The organism is Alsobacter sp. SYSU BS001988, from assembly GCF_054796215.1.
In genome coordinates this window covers 371211-389059 of the sequence record NZ_JBTAMK010000002.1, presented here as the reverse complement: position 1 = coordinate 389059, position 17849 = coordinate 371211, and the positions used below count along the sequence as shown (strand labels likewise).

Here is a 17849-nt window from a genome sequence, read left to right as displayed (position 1 = left end):
GCGTCAGTCCGGCCGGGTCGCCACGAAGGTCATGCGGGCCTGGTTGTGGCCGATATTGGGGCGGCGGCGGCGCGCCTCGAAGCCGGCGTTCTCGAGCAGCGACAGCATGGCGTTCTCGTCATAGGTGGACAGCCCGAGCTCGGCCCGGAGCTTGCGGTAGTCGGACAGCGCGGTGCGGACGAGCCCGGCGCCGGCCGCCGCCAGGAAGCCGCCCTGCCAGCCGAAGCGCAGCAGCGCGGCCGCGTCGGTCAGCGGGCTGACGTCGGGCGGGACGACGTCGCCGACGACGAGATGGCCCCCGGGCGCCAGAAGCTCGCGCCAGACCTCCAGCAGCCGCTGGAGCTCCGCCCGCGGCAGATATTGCAGCAGCGAGTTGACCGCCACGACGTCCAGGCTCCCGGGCGCCAGCGCCTCGACCTCGCCGGGGTCCAGGACGCGGATGCGCGGATCGCCGCGATATCGCTCGCGCACGCGCGCCAGCACGGCGGGCGCGGCGTCCGACAGGATGAGGCTGGAGGAGACCCGCGCCACCTCCTGGGCCTCCGTGGCTTCGCCGCAGCCGAAGTCCAGCACGGCCAGCGGGCGGCCCGGCGGGGCCAGCGAGGCCACGATGGCGGCGACGTCGCGCGCGACCATGCGGTCGTGCAGCGCCTTGTGCCGCGCATTCACATAGATGGAATGTTCGCCGTCGAAGAAATCGCGCCACGAGCTGGCCATGATGAACCGCGCACTCCCGGGCCGACGCGGCCCGAACAGGGTTGTAGCGCGATTGCGCGGGAAGCGGGACCGGGACCTCGGATCAGGGCTTCGGCGGCCCCTTCGGCCGGGAGGGCGAGGCCGGCTTTTCGGGCGCGAGGCTCTTGATGTAGCCCACGAGCGAGTCGATCTGCGCCGGCGCGAACCGGAATTCCGGCATGTCGAGGCCCTCATGGCCGACCGTGATGCCTTCCGCCAGCGCCTCCTGCAGCGACTCGATGGGATAGCGCTGGCTCAGCGTGCGGAAGGGCGGCGATTTCGGGTTGGGGCTCGCGCCCTTGGCCCCCACGGCGTGGCAGGGGCCGCAATTCTTCTGCGCCAGCGCGCGGCCCTCCTTGAGGGAGGCCGCGCCGGCCGTCCCCGCGCCGGCCAGCAGGATCGCGAGGACGAGGGCTGCTCCGCCGAGCCGCGCCGCGATGGTCATGGGTGCCTCTTGGTGTCGCGGATGGGGGAGGCCGCATCGTGGGCCGCCATCCCGGCGCTGGCAAGCCGGCGGGGTCCGCTCGCACGGCGTGTAATGCGCCTCACACTCGCCCGGAACAGCCAGGCCTAGGCTTCGTCTGGAGAGCGGTTCTCCTCCCAGAGCCGCTTTCACGGCCGAAACCAGGAGGCGCATCATGGTCGACAAGACAGCGTACAAATTCCTCGCCCAACTCATCGTCCGCATCCGGCCCGAGGCGGCCGACGCGGTGTTCCCGCATGGGCCGATCGGCGCGCTGGGCGCCGCCGTGGAGCGGCGCGAGCACGGGTCGCAGCCGCAGCCCACCCGCGAGGTCGCCGTGATCGCGGCGGCGGACGCGCATCTGGCCGAGATCATCGCCCTCACCCGCACGGCCGAGGGCGTCGGCGGAGAGACGGGCAAGAATCTGGTGCGGCTCGCTTTGTCGAAGGTGGCCGACTTCGATGAGTTGTGCCCGCGCTGGCCGAAATGGCCCATCGGCTGGCCGCCGATCGGCCATTGGCCGCCTCCGCCTCCGCCCCCGTGGTGGTGGGAGGAGAAGGAGAAGCTCACCTCGGGCGAGCTCTTCCTCGCCGGATCGCGCATGCTGGCGGCCGCCGACGCGGTGCGGGACGCCGGCGTCAGCGAGGCGCTCACGAACGCCGGGCGGACGCTGATGGACAAGGGGCTCCAGGGCGCCCGCTGAGGCCTTCGCCTCGCAGCATGACCAACAGGGCGGCCCCGCGGGGCCGCCCTCGCGGCGAGGAGCGAGGCTCAGCGCTTGTTGTCGTCCATGAGCTGGACGAAGCGGTCGAACAGATAGTGGCTGTCCTGCGGGCCGGGCGAGGCCTCCGGATGGTGCTGCACCGAGAAGGCCGGCCGGTCCGTCAGCGCGATGCCGCAATTGGACCCGTCGAACAGGGAGACATGCGTCTCCCGGGCGTTGGCCGGCAGGCTGTCGCGATCCACCGCGAAGCCGTGGTTCATGGACACGATCTCCACCTTGTCGGTGGTGAAGTCCTTCACCGGGTGGTTCGCCCCGTGGTGGCCCTGGTGCATCTTGGCGGTCTTCGCGCCGACGGCGAGCGCCATCATCTGGTGGCCGAGGCAGATCCCGAAGGTGGGGATCTTCTCGTCCAGCAGGGCGCGGATGACCGGCACGGAGTATTCGCCGGTCGCGGCGGGGTCGCCCGGGCCGTTGGACAGGAACACGCCATCCGGCCGCAGGGCCATGATGTCCTCGGCGGTGGCGGTGGCGGGCACGACCGTGACCTTGCACTCCCGGTCGGCGAGGAGACGCAGGATGTTGCGCTTCACCCCGTAGTCGATGGCGACCACGTGGCGCTTGGGGGCCTCCTGCCGGCCGAAGCCCTTGCTCCAGGCCCAGCTGGTCTCGTCCCAGTCGAAGCGCTGGGCGGTGGTGACCATCGGGACGAGGTCGAGCCCGTCCATGGAGGGCAGCGCCGCGGCCTGCCGCTTCAGCGCCTCCACGTCGAAGCTCCCCGACGGATCATGCGCGATGATGGCGTTCGGCATGCCCTTCTGGCGGATCAGGGCGGTGAGCGCGCGCGTGTCGATCCCGGTCAGTCCGACGATCCCGCGGGCCTTCAGCCACAGGTCGAAATGGCGGCTCGACCGGTAGTTGGACGGATCGGTGACGGCGGTGTGCAGGATGACGCCGCGCACGCCCGAGGACGCCGCCATGTTGATGGTCTCGACGTCCTCGTCGTTGACCCCGACATTGCCGATATGCGGGAAGGTGAAGGTGACGATCTGGCCCGCATAGGAGGGGTCGGTCAGGATCTCCTGATAGCCCGTCATGGCGGTGTTGAAGCAGACCTCGCCGGGGGCCTCGCCGACCGCGCCGACGCCGGTCCCCTCCAGCACGGTGCCGTCCGCCAGAACCAGAAGCGCCGTCGCGCGGGGCTCCGCCCAGCCGCCATCGTCAGCCTGCCCGTGGGCCTGATCTTGAAGCTTCGCCATTTTCGTCCTAAATCCTGCCGCCCGGGCGCGGCGAAGACGCTGCGCTCAGGACACTCGACCGCCGGGAAGTCAACGCCGGGAACACGCAGCGCCGCACGCTATCGACCCGAGTCCGCAGGACCCGAGCGCCGGGCCGGCAAACTAGGACGCGCAACAGAGCCCGTCAACCCGAATTGCTTCTGGAATTCACAACAGGTTTCAGCCACTTAAGCCCAGGCCTGCATCGCCGCCCCGAAGCCCGGGAGGCCGGCGCGCCGCCTCAACCAGGAAAGACAAGCGCCATGCGCGAGGACTTCACCACGTCGCTGAAGGAGGCCATGAAGGCCGGCGACAAGCGCCGCATCTCCACCGTCCGGCTGATCACCGCCGCGCTGAAGGACCGCGACATCGAGGCGCGCGGCGCCGGCAAGGACCCGCTCTCCGACGACGAGATCCTCGGGCTGCTGCAGAAGATGATCAAGCAGCGCCAGGAATCGCTGAAGATCTACCAGGACAACGGCCGTCCCGAGCTCGCCGAGCAGGAGAGCGAGGAGATCGCCATCATCTCCAGCTTTCTGCCCAAGCAGATGGACGAGGCCGAGGTCTCCGCCGCCATCGACGACGCCATCGCCGGGACCGGCGCGGCGGGCCTGCGCGACATGGGCAAGGTGATGGCCGCCCTGAAGGAGCGCTACGCCGGCCAGATGGACTTCGGCAAGGCCAGCGCGGCGATCAAGGCGAAGCTGCAAGGCTGAGGGGCGAATGAGGAGTGGCGAATGGCGAAGGGGGAGGCGACCTCGATTCGCCATTCGCTACTCGCCCCTATGCTTTTGCAATCTGCGCTCGCTAAACGACCCCAGCTTGGCATGATAGGTTCATGCCGATGGACATTCGCGTCCCCGCCCCCGTGCGCACGACGCAGGCCGCCGAAGGCCTGCCGCGCCGGGCGTTCACGGTCGCGGAGGTCGAGCGCATGGTGGATATCGGCCTCCTGGCCGAGGACGAGCGCGTCGAACTCATCGGCGGAGAACTCGTGCCCATGTCGCCGAAGGGAATCCGGCGCGAGACGCTGAAGGCCGCGCTGCTCAGGGCCTGGTACCGCGCCTGTCCGGACCATCTTCAACTCATCCCTGAAACGACCTTCAGGCTCTCCGGCGACACCTTCGTGGAGCCCGACCTGATCGTTTATCGCACGCGCACCAAGCTCTCCGAGCTGCGCGGCGACACTGTGCTGCTCGCGGTCGAAATTGCGGAAACGAGCCTGCGCTTCGACCTGGGCCGCAAGGCCAGCCTTTACGCCGCGCACGGGATCGGCGAGCTCTGGGTCATCGACGCCAGGCGGCTCGTGATCCACGTCCACCGCGCTCCTGGCCCGGACGGCTACGGTTCGGTCGCGGTCCTCGACGCCGCGGCGACGGCGGTCCCGGCGGCGGCGCCGGAGCTCACGCTGCGGCTGTCCGATCTGGACCTTCCCGATCTGGACCTGGCGGAGTAGCGGTTGCGCACGCTGGCGCCCGCCGAGGCCGGCATGGATCCCGCCGTCGTGGCCGACATCGGTTCGGTGCTGGCCGCCGCGATGGCGGAGGAGGACATCTCGATCCCGTGGGCGATCGAGAGCGGCAGCCGGGCCTGGGGCTTCCCGTCCCCGGACAGCGACTATGACTGCCGCTTCATCTATGTCCGGCAGCCTGAGCGCTACCTCAGCCTGTATCCGCCGCGCGACGTGCTGGAGCTGCGGCAGGACGCCGTGCTCGACGTGGGCGGATGGGACCTGCAAAAGACGCTCAGGCTGCTGCTGAAAGGCAATGCTGTCGCGGTGGAGTGGCTTGGCTCGCCGCTCCTGTACCGCGGCGACGCCGCGTTTCGGGACGCCCTCCTGGCGTTCGCGGCCTCGGTCCTGGATCGGGCCGCGGTGTCACGGCACTATTACTATCTCGGCCTGAGCATGCGCCGCCGGGTCGGCGACGACTGGTCGAACGTGAACCTGAAGAAACTCTTCTACTTCCTGCGGCCGGCGCTGGCCCTGCGCTGGCTGCGGATGCGGCCCGGAGCGGCGGTGGCCCCGATGGCGTTCGCCGCGTTGTGCGACGAAACAGACCTGCCGGCCGACGCGCGGCGGGAGATCGACCTGCTTGTCGCGCTCAAGCGCGAAACGCGCGAGCTCGGCCGGGGCCCCGTTCCGCAGCCGCTGTTGATGCTGGGCTGGGGCGAACTGGAGCACGCCGACGCCCCGTGGCGCGCCGAGTTCTCCACCGCGGACCACAGGGCGACGGCGGACGTTCTGTTCCGGGATCTCTTGAGCCGCTTCGGGCCGGGCTGAGCGCGCCGCCGCGCACGGCCTCCCGGCGCCTGTGAATAGCGGGGAAGGCTCGACCCTTCGTGGCGATTTCCGCTACACAGCATCCATGCGCTATCCGCCCGGCATTCTCGACGAGATCCGCGCCCGGCTTCCGGTGTCGGAGGTCGTCGGCAAGCGGGTGAGGCTGGCCAAGGCGGGACGGGAATGGAAGGGGCTGTCGCCCTTCAACGCGGAGCGGTCCCCGTCCTTCTTCGTCAACGACCAGAAGGGCTTCTTCCACGACTTCTCCTCCGGCAAGCATGGCGACATCTTCGCCTTCGTGATGGAGACGGAGGGCGTCGCCTTCCCGGAGGCGGTGGAGAAGCTCGCCGGCCTCGCCGGCGTGACGCTGCCCAAGGCCTCCCGCGAGGCCGAGGAGCAGGAGCGCAAGGCCCGCAGCCTGCATGAGGTGATGGCGCTGGCGGCGGCGTTCTTCGAAAGCCAGCTGGAGAGCAAGGCCGGCCTGAAGGCGCGGGCCTATTGCGAGGGGCGCGGGCTTGGCGGCGAGATCCGCAAGCGGTTCGGCCTCGGCTACGCGGCCCCCGACAAGCATGCGCTGCGCGACCACCTCGCCGGCAAGGGCGTCCCGGTCGAGGCCATGATCGAGACGGGCCTGCTGGTGCATGGCGACGACGTGCCGGTCCCGTTCGACCGGTTCCGGGACCGGCTGATGTTCCCGATCTGCGACGTGCGCGGCCGCGTGATCGCCTTCGGCGGCCGGGCGCTGGCGGCCGACGTTCCCGCCAAGTACCTGAACAGCCCCGAGACGACGCTCTTCCACAAGGGCGCGGTGCTCTACAACCACCACAACGCCCGCAAGCCCGCGCATGACAAGGGGACCGTCATCGCCGTGGAGGGCTATGTCGACGTGATCGCCATGGCGACGGCGGGCTTTCCCCACGCGGTCGCGCCGCTGGGCACGGCGCTGACGCCCGAGCAGCTGACCTTGCTGTGGCGCATGGCCGACGAGCCGATCCTGTGCTTCGACGGCGACAAGGCGGGACGGCGCGCCGCCTTCCGGGCCATCGACGTCGCGCTGCCCCTGCTGGAGCCCGGCAAGTCGGTGCGCTTCGCGCTGCTGCCGGAAGGGCAGGATCCGGACGACCTCGCGCGCTCGGGCGGCGGCCAGGCGATCGCGCGGGTGCTCGACGGGGCGTCCCCCATGGTCGAGATCCTGTGGACGCGCGAGGTCGAGGCCGGCCCGCTCGACACGCCGGAGCGCAAGGCCATGCTGGAGAAGCGCCTGCGGGCGCTGCTGGCCGGCATCCGCGACGAGGACCTGCGCAAGCATTACCGGGCCGAGATGGAGGCGCGGTTGCGCCAGCTCTCGCCCCGCGGCGGCGGCTATGGCCAGCAATCCGGCCCGCAGCAGGGCGGCTATGGGCAGGGCGGCCGCGGTCAGGGCTTCGCCGCGGGCCGGGGCGGCGCGCGCGGGCGCGACCCACGGCGCCAGGGCGGCTTCTCGGGCGAGCCGGTGCGGGCGTCGGAAAGCCTGGCGCGCAGCGCGCTCTTCTCCAAGACGCCCACCATTTCGCCCCGGGAAGCGCTGATCCTGGCGGCGCTCGTGGCTCACCCGGACCTGCTCGCCAGCCAGGCGGAGGCCTTGCTGGAGCTCGATCTCGCCCATCCCGACACCAACCGCCTGCGCCAGGCGCTGGTCGACCTGGACGCCGACAGGGCGGCCGGCGGAGCGGACGTCTCGCGCGAGACGCTGGAGCTGCGCGGGGTCGGCCCGCTGCTCGCCCGGGTGGAGGCGGCGGTGCGCCCCGGCGACCGGTGGTGTCTTGACTCCGGAGCCGATCCCGTCGAAGTGAGGGAAAGCCTTCGTCAGGCCACGACCTTGCATCACAAGGCGCGGACGCTACATAAAGAGCTCGGGATGGCCGAGATGGCCTTCGCCCAGGACGAGAGCGAGGCCAGCCTCGCCTGGATCCGAGACCTCCGGTTGCAGCTTTCCGCCATCGACGGGATGGAGGCGGAGATCGAGAGGGGCGGGCGGGACGACGACCTGACCTCCCGGCCATGACCCTCCGGCGCCCTCTCTCGGGACGCTCGGCGGCCAGGACCGGCGAAGATCCCATCCGCGGTCGGGCCTGCGTCGGGCGATGCGCAGGGGCGGCGTGACGACCGGAATGACGCGCGTGGTTAAGGGTGACTTAAACGATTCGCGACTTTGATCCGGATGACAAGACGATAAGGGCGGATGGACCTATGGTCCTTGCCGCCCGTTTCTGCGTTGAACATTCACCCGCGGCGGGGCGGGACAGGCTTGGAGCGACCGGGCATGGCGACCAAAACGACTGAGAAGAACGAGGGCGACGTGGCTGAGGCGCCGCAGGTCGACAGCCCGCTTCTCGACCTGACCGACCAGGCCGTCAAGAGGATGATCAAGCTCGCCAAGAAGCGCGGCTATGTCACCTATGACGAACTGAACGAGGTCCTCCCTTCGGACCAGAACTCCTCGGACCAGATCGAGGACATCTACGCGATGCTCAACGAGATGGGCATCAACGTGGTGGAATCGGAGGAAGCCGACACCGAGCGAACGGAGGGCCAGGAGGGCGCCGCCGCGGCCGACGACGACGACGAGCCGGGCGACCTCGTGGAGGCGGCCCCGCGCGCCGTCGTGGCGCGGGCCGAGAAGGCCGAGCCCACCGACCGCACGGATGATCCGGTGCGCATGTATCTGCGCGAGATGGGCTCGGTGGAGCTGCTCTCCCGCGAGGGCGAGATCGCCATCGCCAAGCGCATCGAGGCCGGCCGCGAGGCCATGATCGCGGGCCTGTGCGAGAGCCCGCTGACCTTCCAGGCCATCATCATCTGGCGCGACGAGCTCATGGAGGGCAAGGTCCTCCTGCGCGACATCATCGACCTGGAAGCCACCTATGCGGGCCCCGAAGGCAAGGGCGGCCCGAAGGTCGACGGCGAGGAGGGCGAGGCCGTCGACGGCGTCGCCCCGCCGCAGCCGGAGGCGCGCGCCGAGGGCGAAGAGGCGCCGATCCCCGAGGGAGACCTCGAGGAGGACGACATGGAGAACAACGTCTCCCTGTCGGCCATGGAGGCCGAGCTGAAGCCGAAGGTGCTGGAGACCTTCGACCGCATCGCCGACGCCTACAAGAAGCTGGGCCGCCTGCAGGACCAGAACGTCGAGTCCAAGCTGCAGAACACCTCGCTGTCGCCCGCCCAGGAGCGCAAGTACAAGAAGCTCAAGGAAGAGATCGTCACCGACGTGAAGTCGCTGTCGCTCAACCAGAACCGCATCGACGCGCTGGTGGAGCAGCTCTACGACATCAACAAGCGGCTGATCGGCCTCGAGGGCCGGCTGATGCGCCTGGCCGAGAGCTACCGCGTGTCGCGCGAGGACTTCCTGAAGAACTACCAGGGGTCCGAGCTCGACCCCAAATGGGTTCTGCGCGTCTCCAAGCTCGGCACCCGCGGCTGGCGCGAGCTGATCGCTTCCGAGAAGGACACCATCAAGGACATCCGCCAGGAGATCCATACGCTGGCGGCGGACACGCGCCTGGAGATCCAGGAGTTCCGCAAGCTCGTCCACATGGTGCAGAAGGGCGAGCGCGAGGCCCGGCAGGCCAAGAAGGAGATGGTGGAGGCCAATCTGCGCCTCGTGATCTCCATCGCCAAGAAGTACACGAACCGCGGCCTGCAGTTCCTGGACCTGATCCAGGAGGGCAATATCGGCCTGATGAAGGCCGTGGACAAGTTCGAGTACCGCCGCGGCTACAAGTTCTCGACCTACGCGACCTGGTGGATCCGGCAGGCGATCACGCGCTCGATCGCCGACCAGGCCCGGACCATCCGCATCCCGGTGCACATGATCGAGACGATCAACAAGATCGTCCGCACGTCGCGCCAGATGCTGCACGAGATCGGCCGCGAGCCGACCCCGGAGGAGCTGGCCGAGAAGCTCGCCATGCCGCTGGAGAAGGTGCGCAAGGTGCTGAAGATCGCCAAGGAGCCGATCTCCCTCGAGACGCCCATCGGCGACGAGGAAGACAGCCATCTCGGCGACTTCATCGAGGACAAGAACGCCATCCTGCCGATCGACGCGGCCATCCAGAGCAATCTTCGCGAAACGACGACGCGAGTTCTCGCGTCGTTGACCCCGCGCGAGGAGCGCGTGCTGCGCATGCGCTTCGGCATCGGCATGAACACCGACCACACGCTGGAAGAGGTCGGCCAGCAGTTCTCGGTGACCCGCGAGCGCATCCGCCAAATCGAGGCGAAGGCGCTGCGCAAGCTCAAGCACCCCAGCCGCAGCCGCAAGCTGCGCAGCTTCCTGGACAACTGACCGGACCAGCCGTCCCCCGCGGACCGCGAGCCTTCGGGTTCGCCGTCTCCGGGGCGTCGCTCGCGGAACGGCGCGGGGGCGGGGCGCGTTGGGGGTCGGGTCTGCGTGGCCGGCGAACGGCCGCGGGACCGCAACGACATCCATGGAGCTCAACGATGCGCAGGATCCTCGTTCTGGCGGGCGTGCTCGCCTGCCTGCCGCTGTCGGCGCACGCTCAATCCGGCGCGCCCGACTGGGACCGCCGCGGCGACGTCATGCGCATGGGCGGCCATGACGACGGCGACTGGGACAGCGACCACGGCGACCGCGGGGGCGGCCGTTCCGGCCGCAGCGAGTGGAGCCGCCACGACGAGTCCGGCTGGCGCGGCCACGGCGACGCCGGATCCCGGTCCGCCCAGCGGGACGACAGCGGCGGCCGCGACGGCGGCAGGGACGATTCCTGGCGCAGCCGGGACTCCGGGCGGGGCGGCTGGCGCGAGCGCCGCATGGACGAGGGCGGCATGTCGCCCGAGCAGATGCGCATGCATGGCGAGATGATGCGCCGCATGATGCGCCAAGGCGAAATGGGCGGCGGCATGGGCATGGGCATGGGTCGCGCGGGCGCCCGGTTCATGCTGCGGGCCGGAGACGTGCGCCTGGGTGTGCAGTGCAGCCCTGGCGAGCCCATGAAGGCCTGCGTGGACGCCGCGATCAGCCTGATGGACCGGGCCAAGACCATGGCGCCGTCCGGCTCCGGCTCGGGGACCGGCCCGGGCGCCGGCTCGTCGACGGGCGGCTCCTCGACGGGCGGATCGACCGGGTCCGAGCCCAAGCCCTGACGCGACGATCCGCGACGCCCGGCCCGGCCCGGCGGTGAGGCGCGATGTCGCGCGCCGGGGACCTCCTGGCCGCCCAGCGCGTTGACCCTGCAACAGTCGTCGACACGACAGGAGCTTTGCATGACCATGGTTCTTCCCAGGACGTCCCTGATGATCTTCGCGGCGGCCTCGCTGGCGGGCGCGACGATGGCGGCGCGTCCAGCGGCCGCCATGCCGGCGGCGGGCGCGCCCGTGGCGCAGGCGGCGAGCGACGCCGCGCTGGCCACCCAGGTCCAGTGGCGCGGCGGCTACGGGCGCGGCCACGGCTATCGCGGCGGCTATTACGGGCGCGGCTATTACGGCGGCGGCTACGGCTATCGCCGCGGCTGGGGCTATGGCGGGGCGGCCGCGGCCGCCGGCATCGCCGGCCTGGCGACCGGCGCGATCCTGGGCGGGGCCCTCTCGCAGCCGCGCACGACCGTGATCGAGGAGCCGGGCTACGCCTATGGCGGCGGCGGGTCGGCCTATTGCGCCCAGCGCTACCGGTCCTACGACCCGGCCAGCGGCACCTTCCTGGGCTATGACGGGCTGCGCCATCCCTGCCCGTAAGGCCTTGAGGCGTGAACCAGGGGCTCGCTTCGGCGGGCCCCTTTTTCGTGGCCGGAGCGCGAGCCCCGCATAGGCGGATGGGAGCCATGCCGCCGCAACCGCCTCTTTTTCGGGCGACCCGCCTTCTCGCAAGGCGCCCTTCTCTCTAGAACATCGCTGATGACCATCGCCGCCGTCTCCCGCCCGACCCGCGCCGCATGGGTCGGGGAGGTCCGCTCGACCCTGGCCCTGAGCTGGCCCCTGATCCTGACCAACCTCGCCCAGACCGGCATGACGGCCACGGACGTGCTCATGCTCGGCCGGCTCGGGCCGGAGGCGGTGGCGGCGAGCGCGCTGGGGGCGAACCTCTATTTCTTCTTCCTCATCTTCGGCATCGGCGTGATGAGCGCCACGGCGCCGCTGGTGGCGACCGAGAGGGGACGCAACCAGTTCGCCGTGCGCGAGGTGCGCCGCACCGTCCGCCAGGGCTTCTGGGCGGCGTTGTGCATCTGCGTTCCGTGCTGGGCGGTGCTGTGGAACGGCGAGGCCGTGCTGCTGCGCCTCGGGCAGGAGCCGAGGCTGGCCGCGCAGGCGGGCGCCTATCTGCACATGCTGCAATGGAGCATGGCGCCGTTCCTCCTCTATCTCGTCCTGCGCTCCTTCATGGCTGCGATGGAGCGTCCCGCCTGGGCGATGCTGGGCGTGTTCTTCGGGCTCGCCGCCAACGCGCTGTTCAACTGGCTGCTGATCTTCGGCAACTGGGGCGCGCCTCGGCTCGGCCTGACGGGCTCCGGGCTGGCGACCCTGAGCGCGACCATCCTGATGTTCGCCGTGCTGGCCGGCGTGGTCTCGCTGGACCGGCGGTTCCGCCGCTACCGGCTGTTCGGGCGGGTCTGGCGGGCGGACTGGCCGCGGTTCCGGGCCTTCTGGCGCGTGGGCCTGCCGATCGGGGCGACGTTGGTCTTCGAGGTGTCGATCTTCAACGGCGCGGTGTTCCTGATGGGGATCATCGGGCCGACCTCGCTGGCGGCCCACGCGGTGGCGATCCAGATCGCGTCGCTCACCTTCATGATCCCGCTCGGCATCGGGCAGGCCGCGACGGTCCGGGTCGGGCGCGCCTACGGGGCGAAGGAGCGGGAGGCCGCCACGCTCGCCGGCTGGACCGCGTTCGGGCTCGGGGTCGGGGCCATGGTTCTGACCGCGACGGCGATGCTGGCCGCCCCGCGCGCGCTGATCGGCGTGTTCCTGGACGCCTCGGCTCCCGGCAACGCGCCAGTGGTGGAGACCGCGGTCCTGTTCCTGGCCTTCGCGGCGCTGTTCCAGGTCGCCGACGGCGCGCAGGCCGTCGGGCAGGGCATGCTGCGCGGCCTGCACGACACCCGCATGCCGATGATCTACGCGGCCATCGGCTACTGGGGCGTCGGGCTGCCGCTCGGCGCCGTGCTGGCCTTTCCGCTGGGCTTCGGCGGCGCGGGCATCTGGTCGGGGCTCGCCACCGGGCTCGCCATCGTGGCGGGCCTGATGCTGGTGCGCTGGATGCGCCGCGACCGGCTCGGCCTGACGGCGGAGCTGCGCTGAACGGACACGCTGGACGCCCCGGGGCGAGGCGCGGTACGGTCAGGGGCCGGCGACGAGGAAGCCCCCCCATGCTCGTTTTCCCCTGGCTGACGCCCCCCTCAGGCGGGGCGCGCCGATCCTTTGAAAAATGGCGAAAGGGTCCGGAACCGCGCGGCGGTTTCGGCGTTAGGGGGATTGCGTTCGGACCGGACGGGGCCGGACGACGCTGTCGCGCGACCGGCGACTGACCGGGACGCCGACGCCGCGATGCTGCTGACGAGATTGCGAACCGAAACTCGCGCCGCGCATGACCGGATCGAGGCCGATCTGGACATGCTCGGGCCGGGGCTGACGCTGGAGCGCTACGGCGCGCTGCTCGCGCGTTTCCATGCGTTCTTCCGGATCTGGGAGCCGCGCATCGGCGAGCTGGTCGGCGACGAGGCTTTCTTCGGCCCCCGCCGCAAGCTGCCGCTGCTGGCGGCCGACCTCGCGGCGCTCGGCCTGGCGCCGTCGCGCGAGACGCCCCGCATCCCGCGGCTGGGCGACGTCGAGGAGGCGATGGGATCGCTTTACGTGCTCGAGGGATCGACGATGGGAGGGCAGGTGATCGCCAGGAGCGTCGCGCGCCGGCTGGGCCTCGCCGGGCCGGGGGCGACCTATTTCGCCAGCTACGGGCGCGACGTCGCGGCGCGCTGGCGGGCGTTCCAGGACGCCCTGGCGTCGCTGTCCTCGCCGGCGGCGGACGACCGCATCGTGGGCGCCGCCCTCGCGACCTTCGGGAGCCTGCAGGCCTGCCTGTGCGCGCCCGCGGAGACGCGCCATGGATGAGGCGGTCGGCATGACGGCCGGGGCGCCGGGCGGGCGGGCGCCGGTGACGGACGCCGTGCTCGACGGCTGCGCGCGCGAGCCGATCCGCACGCCGGGCGCCATCCAGCCCCACGGCGTGCTGTTCGCGCTCGATCCCGCGGACTGGACGATCCGGCAGGTGAGCGCCAACGCGGCGGCGGCGCTCACCGTGGAGGCCGCCCAGGCGCTGGGCCGGCCGCTGGCGCAGGTGCTGCGCGACGGCGGCGCCGAGCTTCTGGAGGGGCTCGCCTCCGGGCCGGGCTTCGCGCCGACGCGGGTCGTGGACGTCGGGAGCGCGGCCTATCACCCGGTCGCGCACCGGGCGGGCGGGCTGGTCGTGCTGGAGCTGGAGGAGGCGACCGGCGGGCCCCACCACGCCGACGACCTCTACGCCGACGTCCGGCGCCTGGCGACGGACCTGCAGGAGGCGACCACCGTGGCGGAGATCGCGCAGAGCGCGGCGGCCGCGGTCCGGCGCACGACCGGGTTCGACCGCGTGCTCGTCTATGATTTCGACGAGGCCTGGAACGGCGCGGTGCGGGGCGAAAGCCGCAACGACGCGCTGCCCTCCTATCTCGGCCTGCGCTTCCCGGCGAGCGACATCCCGGCCCAGGCGCGCGAGCTTTACCGGCTGAACCGCGTGCGCCAGATCCCGAACGCCGCCTACACGCCGGTTCCCATCCTGCGCGCCGACGACGGCGGGCCGCCCGAGCCGCTGGACATGAGCTTCTCGGTCCTGCGCAGCGTCTCGCCGGTGCATCTGGAATATATGCGCAACATGGGCACGGCCGCGTCCATGTCGATCTCGATCGTGGTCAATGGCCGGCTCTGGGGCCTGATCTCGTGCCACAACGCGAAGAGCCGGCGGGCGCCGCAGCCGGTGAGGTCGGCCTGCGACTTCATCGGCCAGCTCGTGGCGATGCGCCTGGCCGGGCTCAGCCTCTACGCCGAGGCGGCCGAACGCGTGCGCCTGCAGGAGATCCACGGACGGCTGCTGACCTCGATGGCGGTGGCGCCGCAGTTCCTCAACGGCCTGACCCAGGACGGCGAGCGCCTGCTCGCGCTCACCGGAGCCGCCGGCGCGGCCGTGGTGTCGGACCTGGAGGTGAGGCGGGTGGGCGAGACGCCCAGCCCGGACGAGATCCTGGCGCTGGCCCACCAGATCGGCCCGCATCTCGAGGACGGCGTCTTCGCCACCGATTCCCTGGCCGGCGTGGTCCCGGACGCGGCGTCCCTGAAGGACCGCGCCAGCGGCGTGCTGGCGATCTCGATCTCGCAGATCCACGCCAGCTATGTGCTGTGGTTCCGGCCCGAGGTGATCCGCACCGTCCAGTGGGCGGGCGAGCCCCGCAAGATCGCCGAGCCGAACTCCGAGCGCCTGCATCCGCGCACGTCCTTCCAGGCCTGGAAGGAGACGGTGCGGCTGACCGCGATGCCCTGGTCCGCCGCCGAGGTCGACGCGGCCCGCAACCTGCGCGGCGCGGTCGTCGACATCGTGCTGCGCCGGGCCGAGCAGATGGCGGAGCTCAGCGAGGAGCTGGAGAAGTCCAACAAGGAGCTCGAGGCGTTCTCCTACTCGGTCTCGCACGACCTGCGCGCGCCCTTCCGCCACATCGTCGGCTACGCCGAGCTGCTGCGCGAACGCGACGGCGACAAGTTCGACGAGAAGGCGTCGCACTACCTCTCCAACATCATCCAGTCGGCGTTCTCGGCCGGGCGGCTGGTGGACGACCTGCTCAGCTTCTCCCAGGCCGGCAGGGTGACGCTCAATCCCGTCCGCATCGACATGGGCAAGCTCGTCGAGGAGGTGCGCCGCCTGCTCTCCCCCGAGATGGAGGGCCGCGCCATCGAGTGGCGCATCGGCCTCCTGCCGCCGACCTTCGGAGACCCGAGCCTGCTGCGGCAGGTGTGGCAGAACCTGATCTCGAACGCGCTGAAATACACCGCCCGCAAGGACGTCGCCGTCATCGAGATCGCCGGCGAGCGGCGCGACGCGGAAACGGTCTACAGCGTGCGCGACAACGGCGTCGGCTTCGACATGGCCTATGTGGGCAAGCTCTTCGGCGTCTTCCAGCGCCTGCACCGGGCCGAGGACTTCGAAGGCACCGGCATCGGGCTCGCCAATGTGCGCCGCATGGTCGAGCGCCATGGCGGCCGGGCCTGGGCCGAGGCCGTGGTCGACCAGGGCGCGTGCTTCTCCTTTTCCCTGCCTCACATGGAGCGGCGCTGATGGCCGAACTGAGACCCATCCTGCTGGTGGAGGACAGCGCGCGCGACGTGGAGCTGACCCTGGCGGCGCTGGCCAAGTGCCAACTCGCGAACGAGGTGGTCGTGGTGCGCGACGGCGCGGAGGCGCTGGACTACCTCTACTCCAAGGGCGCCTTCGCCCAGCGCGAGCCGGGCGAGCCCGCGGTGGTGCTGCTCGACCTCAAGCTGCCGAAGATCGACGGGCTGGAGGTGCTGGAGAAGATCAAGAAGGACGAGGACCTGCGCCCGATCCCGGTCGTGATGCTCACATCCTCGCGAGAGGAGCGCGATCTCGTCGCCAGCTACCAGCGCGGGGTCAACGCTTTCGTGGTCAAGCCCGTTGACTTCCAGGAGTTCTTCGAAGCCATCCAGGAGCTGGGAATGTTCTGGGCCATCCTCAACGAGCCGCCGCCCCCCGGCGCCCGCCGCTCCGCCGTCGGCAAGTGATGGAATGGACCAACGCGCGATGGTGAACATCCTACTCGTCGAGGACAGCGAGCTCGACGCGGACCTGGTGTCCGAATACCTGGCCAAGAGCGGGCTGACCTTCACGATCCAGCGCGTCGAGTCCCGCGAGGATTTCACCGCCCAGCTGCATGAGGGAGGCTACGACCTCATCCTGTCCGACTTCTCGCTGCCGAGCTTCGACGGCATGTCGGCGCTGTCGCTGGCGCGGGAGCTCTCGCCCAACACGCCCTTCATCTTCGTCTCGGGCGTGCTGGGGGAGGAGATCGCGATCGAGTCCCTGAAGCAGGGCGCGACCGACTATGTGCTCAAGCCCCGGCTGCAGCGGCTCGGCCCCGCGGTCGAGCGGGCGTTGCGCGAGTCGGAGGTGCGCCACCAGCGCCGCCGGGCCGAGGAGCGCACGCGGCTCCTGGTGGCCGAGCTGAGCCACAGGGTGAAGAACACGCTGATGACCGTGATCTCCATCGCCCAGCAGACGCTCAGGCGCAGCGGCTCGCTGCCGGAGTTCGAGGGCGCCTTCATGGGCCGCATGCATGCGCTGGCGGGCGCGCATTCGCTGCTGCTGCGGGCCAACTGGGGCGACATGGATCTCGACGAGCTGCTGGAAGAGGCGCTGAGGCCCTTCCGCCGCGGCGACGGCGCCCATGTGGTGCTGAGCGGCGAGCCCGTGCAGCTGCCGCCCCAGCACGCGCTCACCGTCAACCTCATCATCCACGAACTCGCCACCAACGCGGCCAAATACGGCGCGCTGTCGTCCGACAAGGGGCGGGTGTTCGTCGACTGGAGGATCGGCGAAGCCGACGAGCGCGAGACGCTGACGCTGACCTGGCGCGAGCAGGACGGGCCGCCCGTGGCCGAGCCGCTGAAGCGCGGCTTCGGATCGACGCTGATCCAGCGCAGCGTCGGCTTCGAGCTCGGCGGGTCGGTGAAGCTCGCCTTCCCGCCGACGGGCGTCGAATGCGTGCTGACGTTCCCGCTGACGCCGGAGCCGCGGGACATCCAGGTCCAGGCCTAGAGCATGCTCCAGGCTCTAGGGGTCAGGCCCGGACGGATCCCTGCGCCCGGCCTTCCGCCCGCAAATGGCCGAAGGCCTTCTCCATGGCGCGGCGCAGCGCGCTCTCGTCATAGGGCTTGGCGACCTGCGGCAGCGCGCGGAAGGGGGCCGGCAGCACGGCGGTGTCGGAATAGCCGCTGCAGAACAGCACCGGCACGCCGCGCGCGGCGAGGACCTCGGCGACGGGGTAGATGAGGCGGCCGCGCACGTTCACGTCCAAGATCGCGGCGTCGAGGTCGCGCGTGCGCGCGAAAGTCTCGGCTTCCTCGATCTGGGAGACCGGGCCTATGATCTCGCAGCCCATGTCGTTGAGAATGTCCTCCAGCGCGAGCGCAACCAGGAGTTCGTCCTCGACGACGAGGACACGCAGGCCGGAGAAATCCATCATGGGTCGCATAACGCAGACCCGTCCTGCGGGTTCCGAGCTTTACGTTCGATTTCCGAGGCGTCAGCTTTCCCGCCCATTCTCAAGGGATCGGGTGTGGCCGATTCGC

17 protein-coding genes are annotated in these 17849 nt (G+C 70.6%); 13 read left to right on the top strand and 4 right to left on the bottom strand.

Annotated elements, in window-relative coordinates; genetic code table 11:
• Positions 1-3 precede the first annotated feature (3 nt).
• Both ACYVO7_RS05870 and ACYVO7_RS05865 read right to left on the bottom strand, forming a co-directional pair.
• Entirely contained in the window at positions 4-717 is a 714-nt protein-coding gene (locus tag ACYVO7_RS05870) for a class I SAM-dependent methyltransferase (RefSeq protein ID WP_460448896.1), read from the bottom strand.
• A gap of 82 nt (positions 718-799) precedes the next feature.
• Positions 800-1180, bottom strand: a complete 381-nt coding sequence (locus tag ACYVO7_RS05865; RefSeq protein WP_460448895.1) for a c-type cytochrome — start codon at positions 1178-1180, stop codon at positions 800-802.
• Positions 1181-1373: 193 nt separating this feature from the next.
• On the opposite strand from ACYVO7_RS05865, the gene ACYVO7_RS05860 reads away from it, so the two are divergent.
• Positions 1374-1901, top strand: coding sequence for a hypothetical protein (locus ACYVO7_RS05860; protein ID WP_460448894.1), 528 nt, complete (start codon positions 1374-1376; stop codon positions 1899-1901).
• 68 nt (positions 1902-1969) lie between these two features.
• Here ACYVO7_RS05860 and carA read toward each other — a convergent pair whose 3' ends face one another.
• Positions 1970-3178, bottom strand: a complete 1209-nt coding sequence (gene carA, locus ACYVO7_RS05855) for a glutamine-hydrolyzing carbamoyl-phosphate synthase small subunit (RefSeq protein ID WP_460448893.1) — start codon at positions 3176-3178, stop codon at positions 1970-1972.
• A 281-nt stretch (positions 3179-3459) separates the two neighbouring features.
• Between carA and ACYVO7_RS05850 the strand changes: the two genes are divergently transcribed.
• The 12 genes from ACYVO7_RS05850 to ACYVO7_RS05795 all read left to right on the top strand — a co-directional run bounded on the left by ACYVO7_RS05850 (position 3460) and on the right by ACYVO7_RS05795 (position 17316).
• Positions 3460-3912, top strand: coding sequence for a GatB/YqeY domain-containing protein (locus tag ACYVO7_RS05850; RefSeq protein WP_460448892.1), 453 nt, complete (start codon positions 3460-3462; stop codon positions 3910-3912).
• 122 nt (positions 3913-4034) lie between these two features.
• Complete coding sequence (locus ACYVO7_RS05845) at positions 4035-4652, top strand: Uma2 family endonuclease (RefSeq protein ID WP_460448891.1); 618 nt, start codon at positions 4035-4037, stop codon at positions 4650-4652.
• Between the two features lie 3 nt (positions 4653-4655).
• Positions 4656-5477 carry a nucleotidyltransferase domain-containing protein gene (locus tag ACYVO7_RS05840; RefSeq protein WP_460448890.1) on the top strand — a complete coding sequence of 274 codons (822 nt, stop codon included), beginning with the start codon at positions 4656-4658 and terminating at the stop codon, positions 5475-5477.
• Positions 5478-5562: 85 nt separating this feature from the next.
• Positions 5563-7521: a DNA primase gene (gene dnaG, locus ACYVO7_RS05835; protein WP_460448889.1), complete on the top strand. Its 1959-nt coding sequence runs from the start codon at positions 5563-5565 to the stop codon at positions 7519-7521.
• Between the two features lie 258 nt (positions 7522-7779).
• Positions 7780-9801, top strand: a complete 2022-nt coding sequence (gene rpoD / locus ACYVO7_RS05830) for an RNA polymerase sigma factor RpoD (protein WP_460448888.1) — start codon at positions 7780-7782, stop codon at positions 9799-9801.
• A gap of 155 nt (positions 9802-9956) precedes the next feature.
• Positions 9957-10619: a hypothetical protein gene (locus ACYVO7_RS05825; RefSeq protein WP_460448887.1), complete on the top strand. Its 663-nt coding sequence runs from the start codon at positions 9957-9959 to the stop codon at positions 10617-10619.
• Between the two features lie 120 nt (positions 10620-10739).
• A complete protein-coding gene (locus ACYVO7_RS05820) occupies positions 10740-11207 on the top strand; it encodes a BA14K family protein (protein ID WP_460448886.1) in 468 nt (155 codons plus the stop codon).
• A 156-nt stretch (positions 11208-11363) separates the two neighbouring features.
• Complete coding sequence (locus ACYVO7_RS05815; protein WP_460449129.1) at positions 11364-12764, top strand: MATE family efflux transporter; 1401 nt, start codon at positions 11364-11366, stop codon at positions 12762-12764.
• Positions 12765-13010: 246 nt separating this feature from the next.
• A complete protein-coding gene (locus ACYVO7_RS05810; protein ID WP_460448885.1) occupies positions 13011-13571 on the top strand; it encodes a biliverdin-producing heme oxygenase in 561 nt (186 codons plus the stop codon).
• Positions 13564-15819 (top strand): ATP-binding protein, encoded by a 2256-nt coding sequence (locus tag ACYVO7_RS05805; RefSeq protein WP_460448884.1) that lies wholly within the window; start codon positions 13564-13566, stop codon positions 15817-15819. The genes ACYVO7_RS05810 and ACYVO7_RS05805 overlap by 8 nt, the downstream gene beginning before the upstream one ends.
• On the top strand, positions 15819-16283 hold the full coding sequence (locus ACYVO7_RS05800; protein WP_406854419.1) for a response regulator: 465 nt from the start codon (positions 15819-15821) through the stop codon (positions 16281-16283). The genes ACYVO7_RS05805 and ACYVO7_RS05800 overlap by 1 nt, the downstream gene beginning before the upstream one ends.
• A gap of 4 nt (positions 16284-16287) precedes the next feature.
• Positions 16288-17316, top strand: a complete 1029-nt coding sequence (locus ACYVO7_RS05795; protein WP_460448883.1) for a sensor histidine kinase — start codon at positions 16288-16290, stop codon at positions 17314-17316.
• Positions 17317-17338: 22 nt separating this feature from the next.
• Here the strand turns inward: ACYVO7_RS05795 and ACYVO7_RS05790 are convergent, their stop codons facing one another.
• A complete protein-coding gene (locus tag ACYVO7_RS05790; protein ID WP_460448882.1) occupies positions 17339-17752 on the bottom strand; it encodes a response regulator in 414 nt (137 codons plus the stop codon).
• Between the last annotated feature and the right edge of the window lie 97 nt (positions 17753-17849).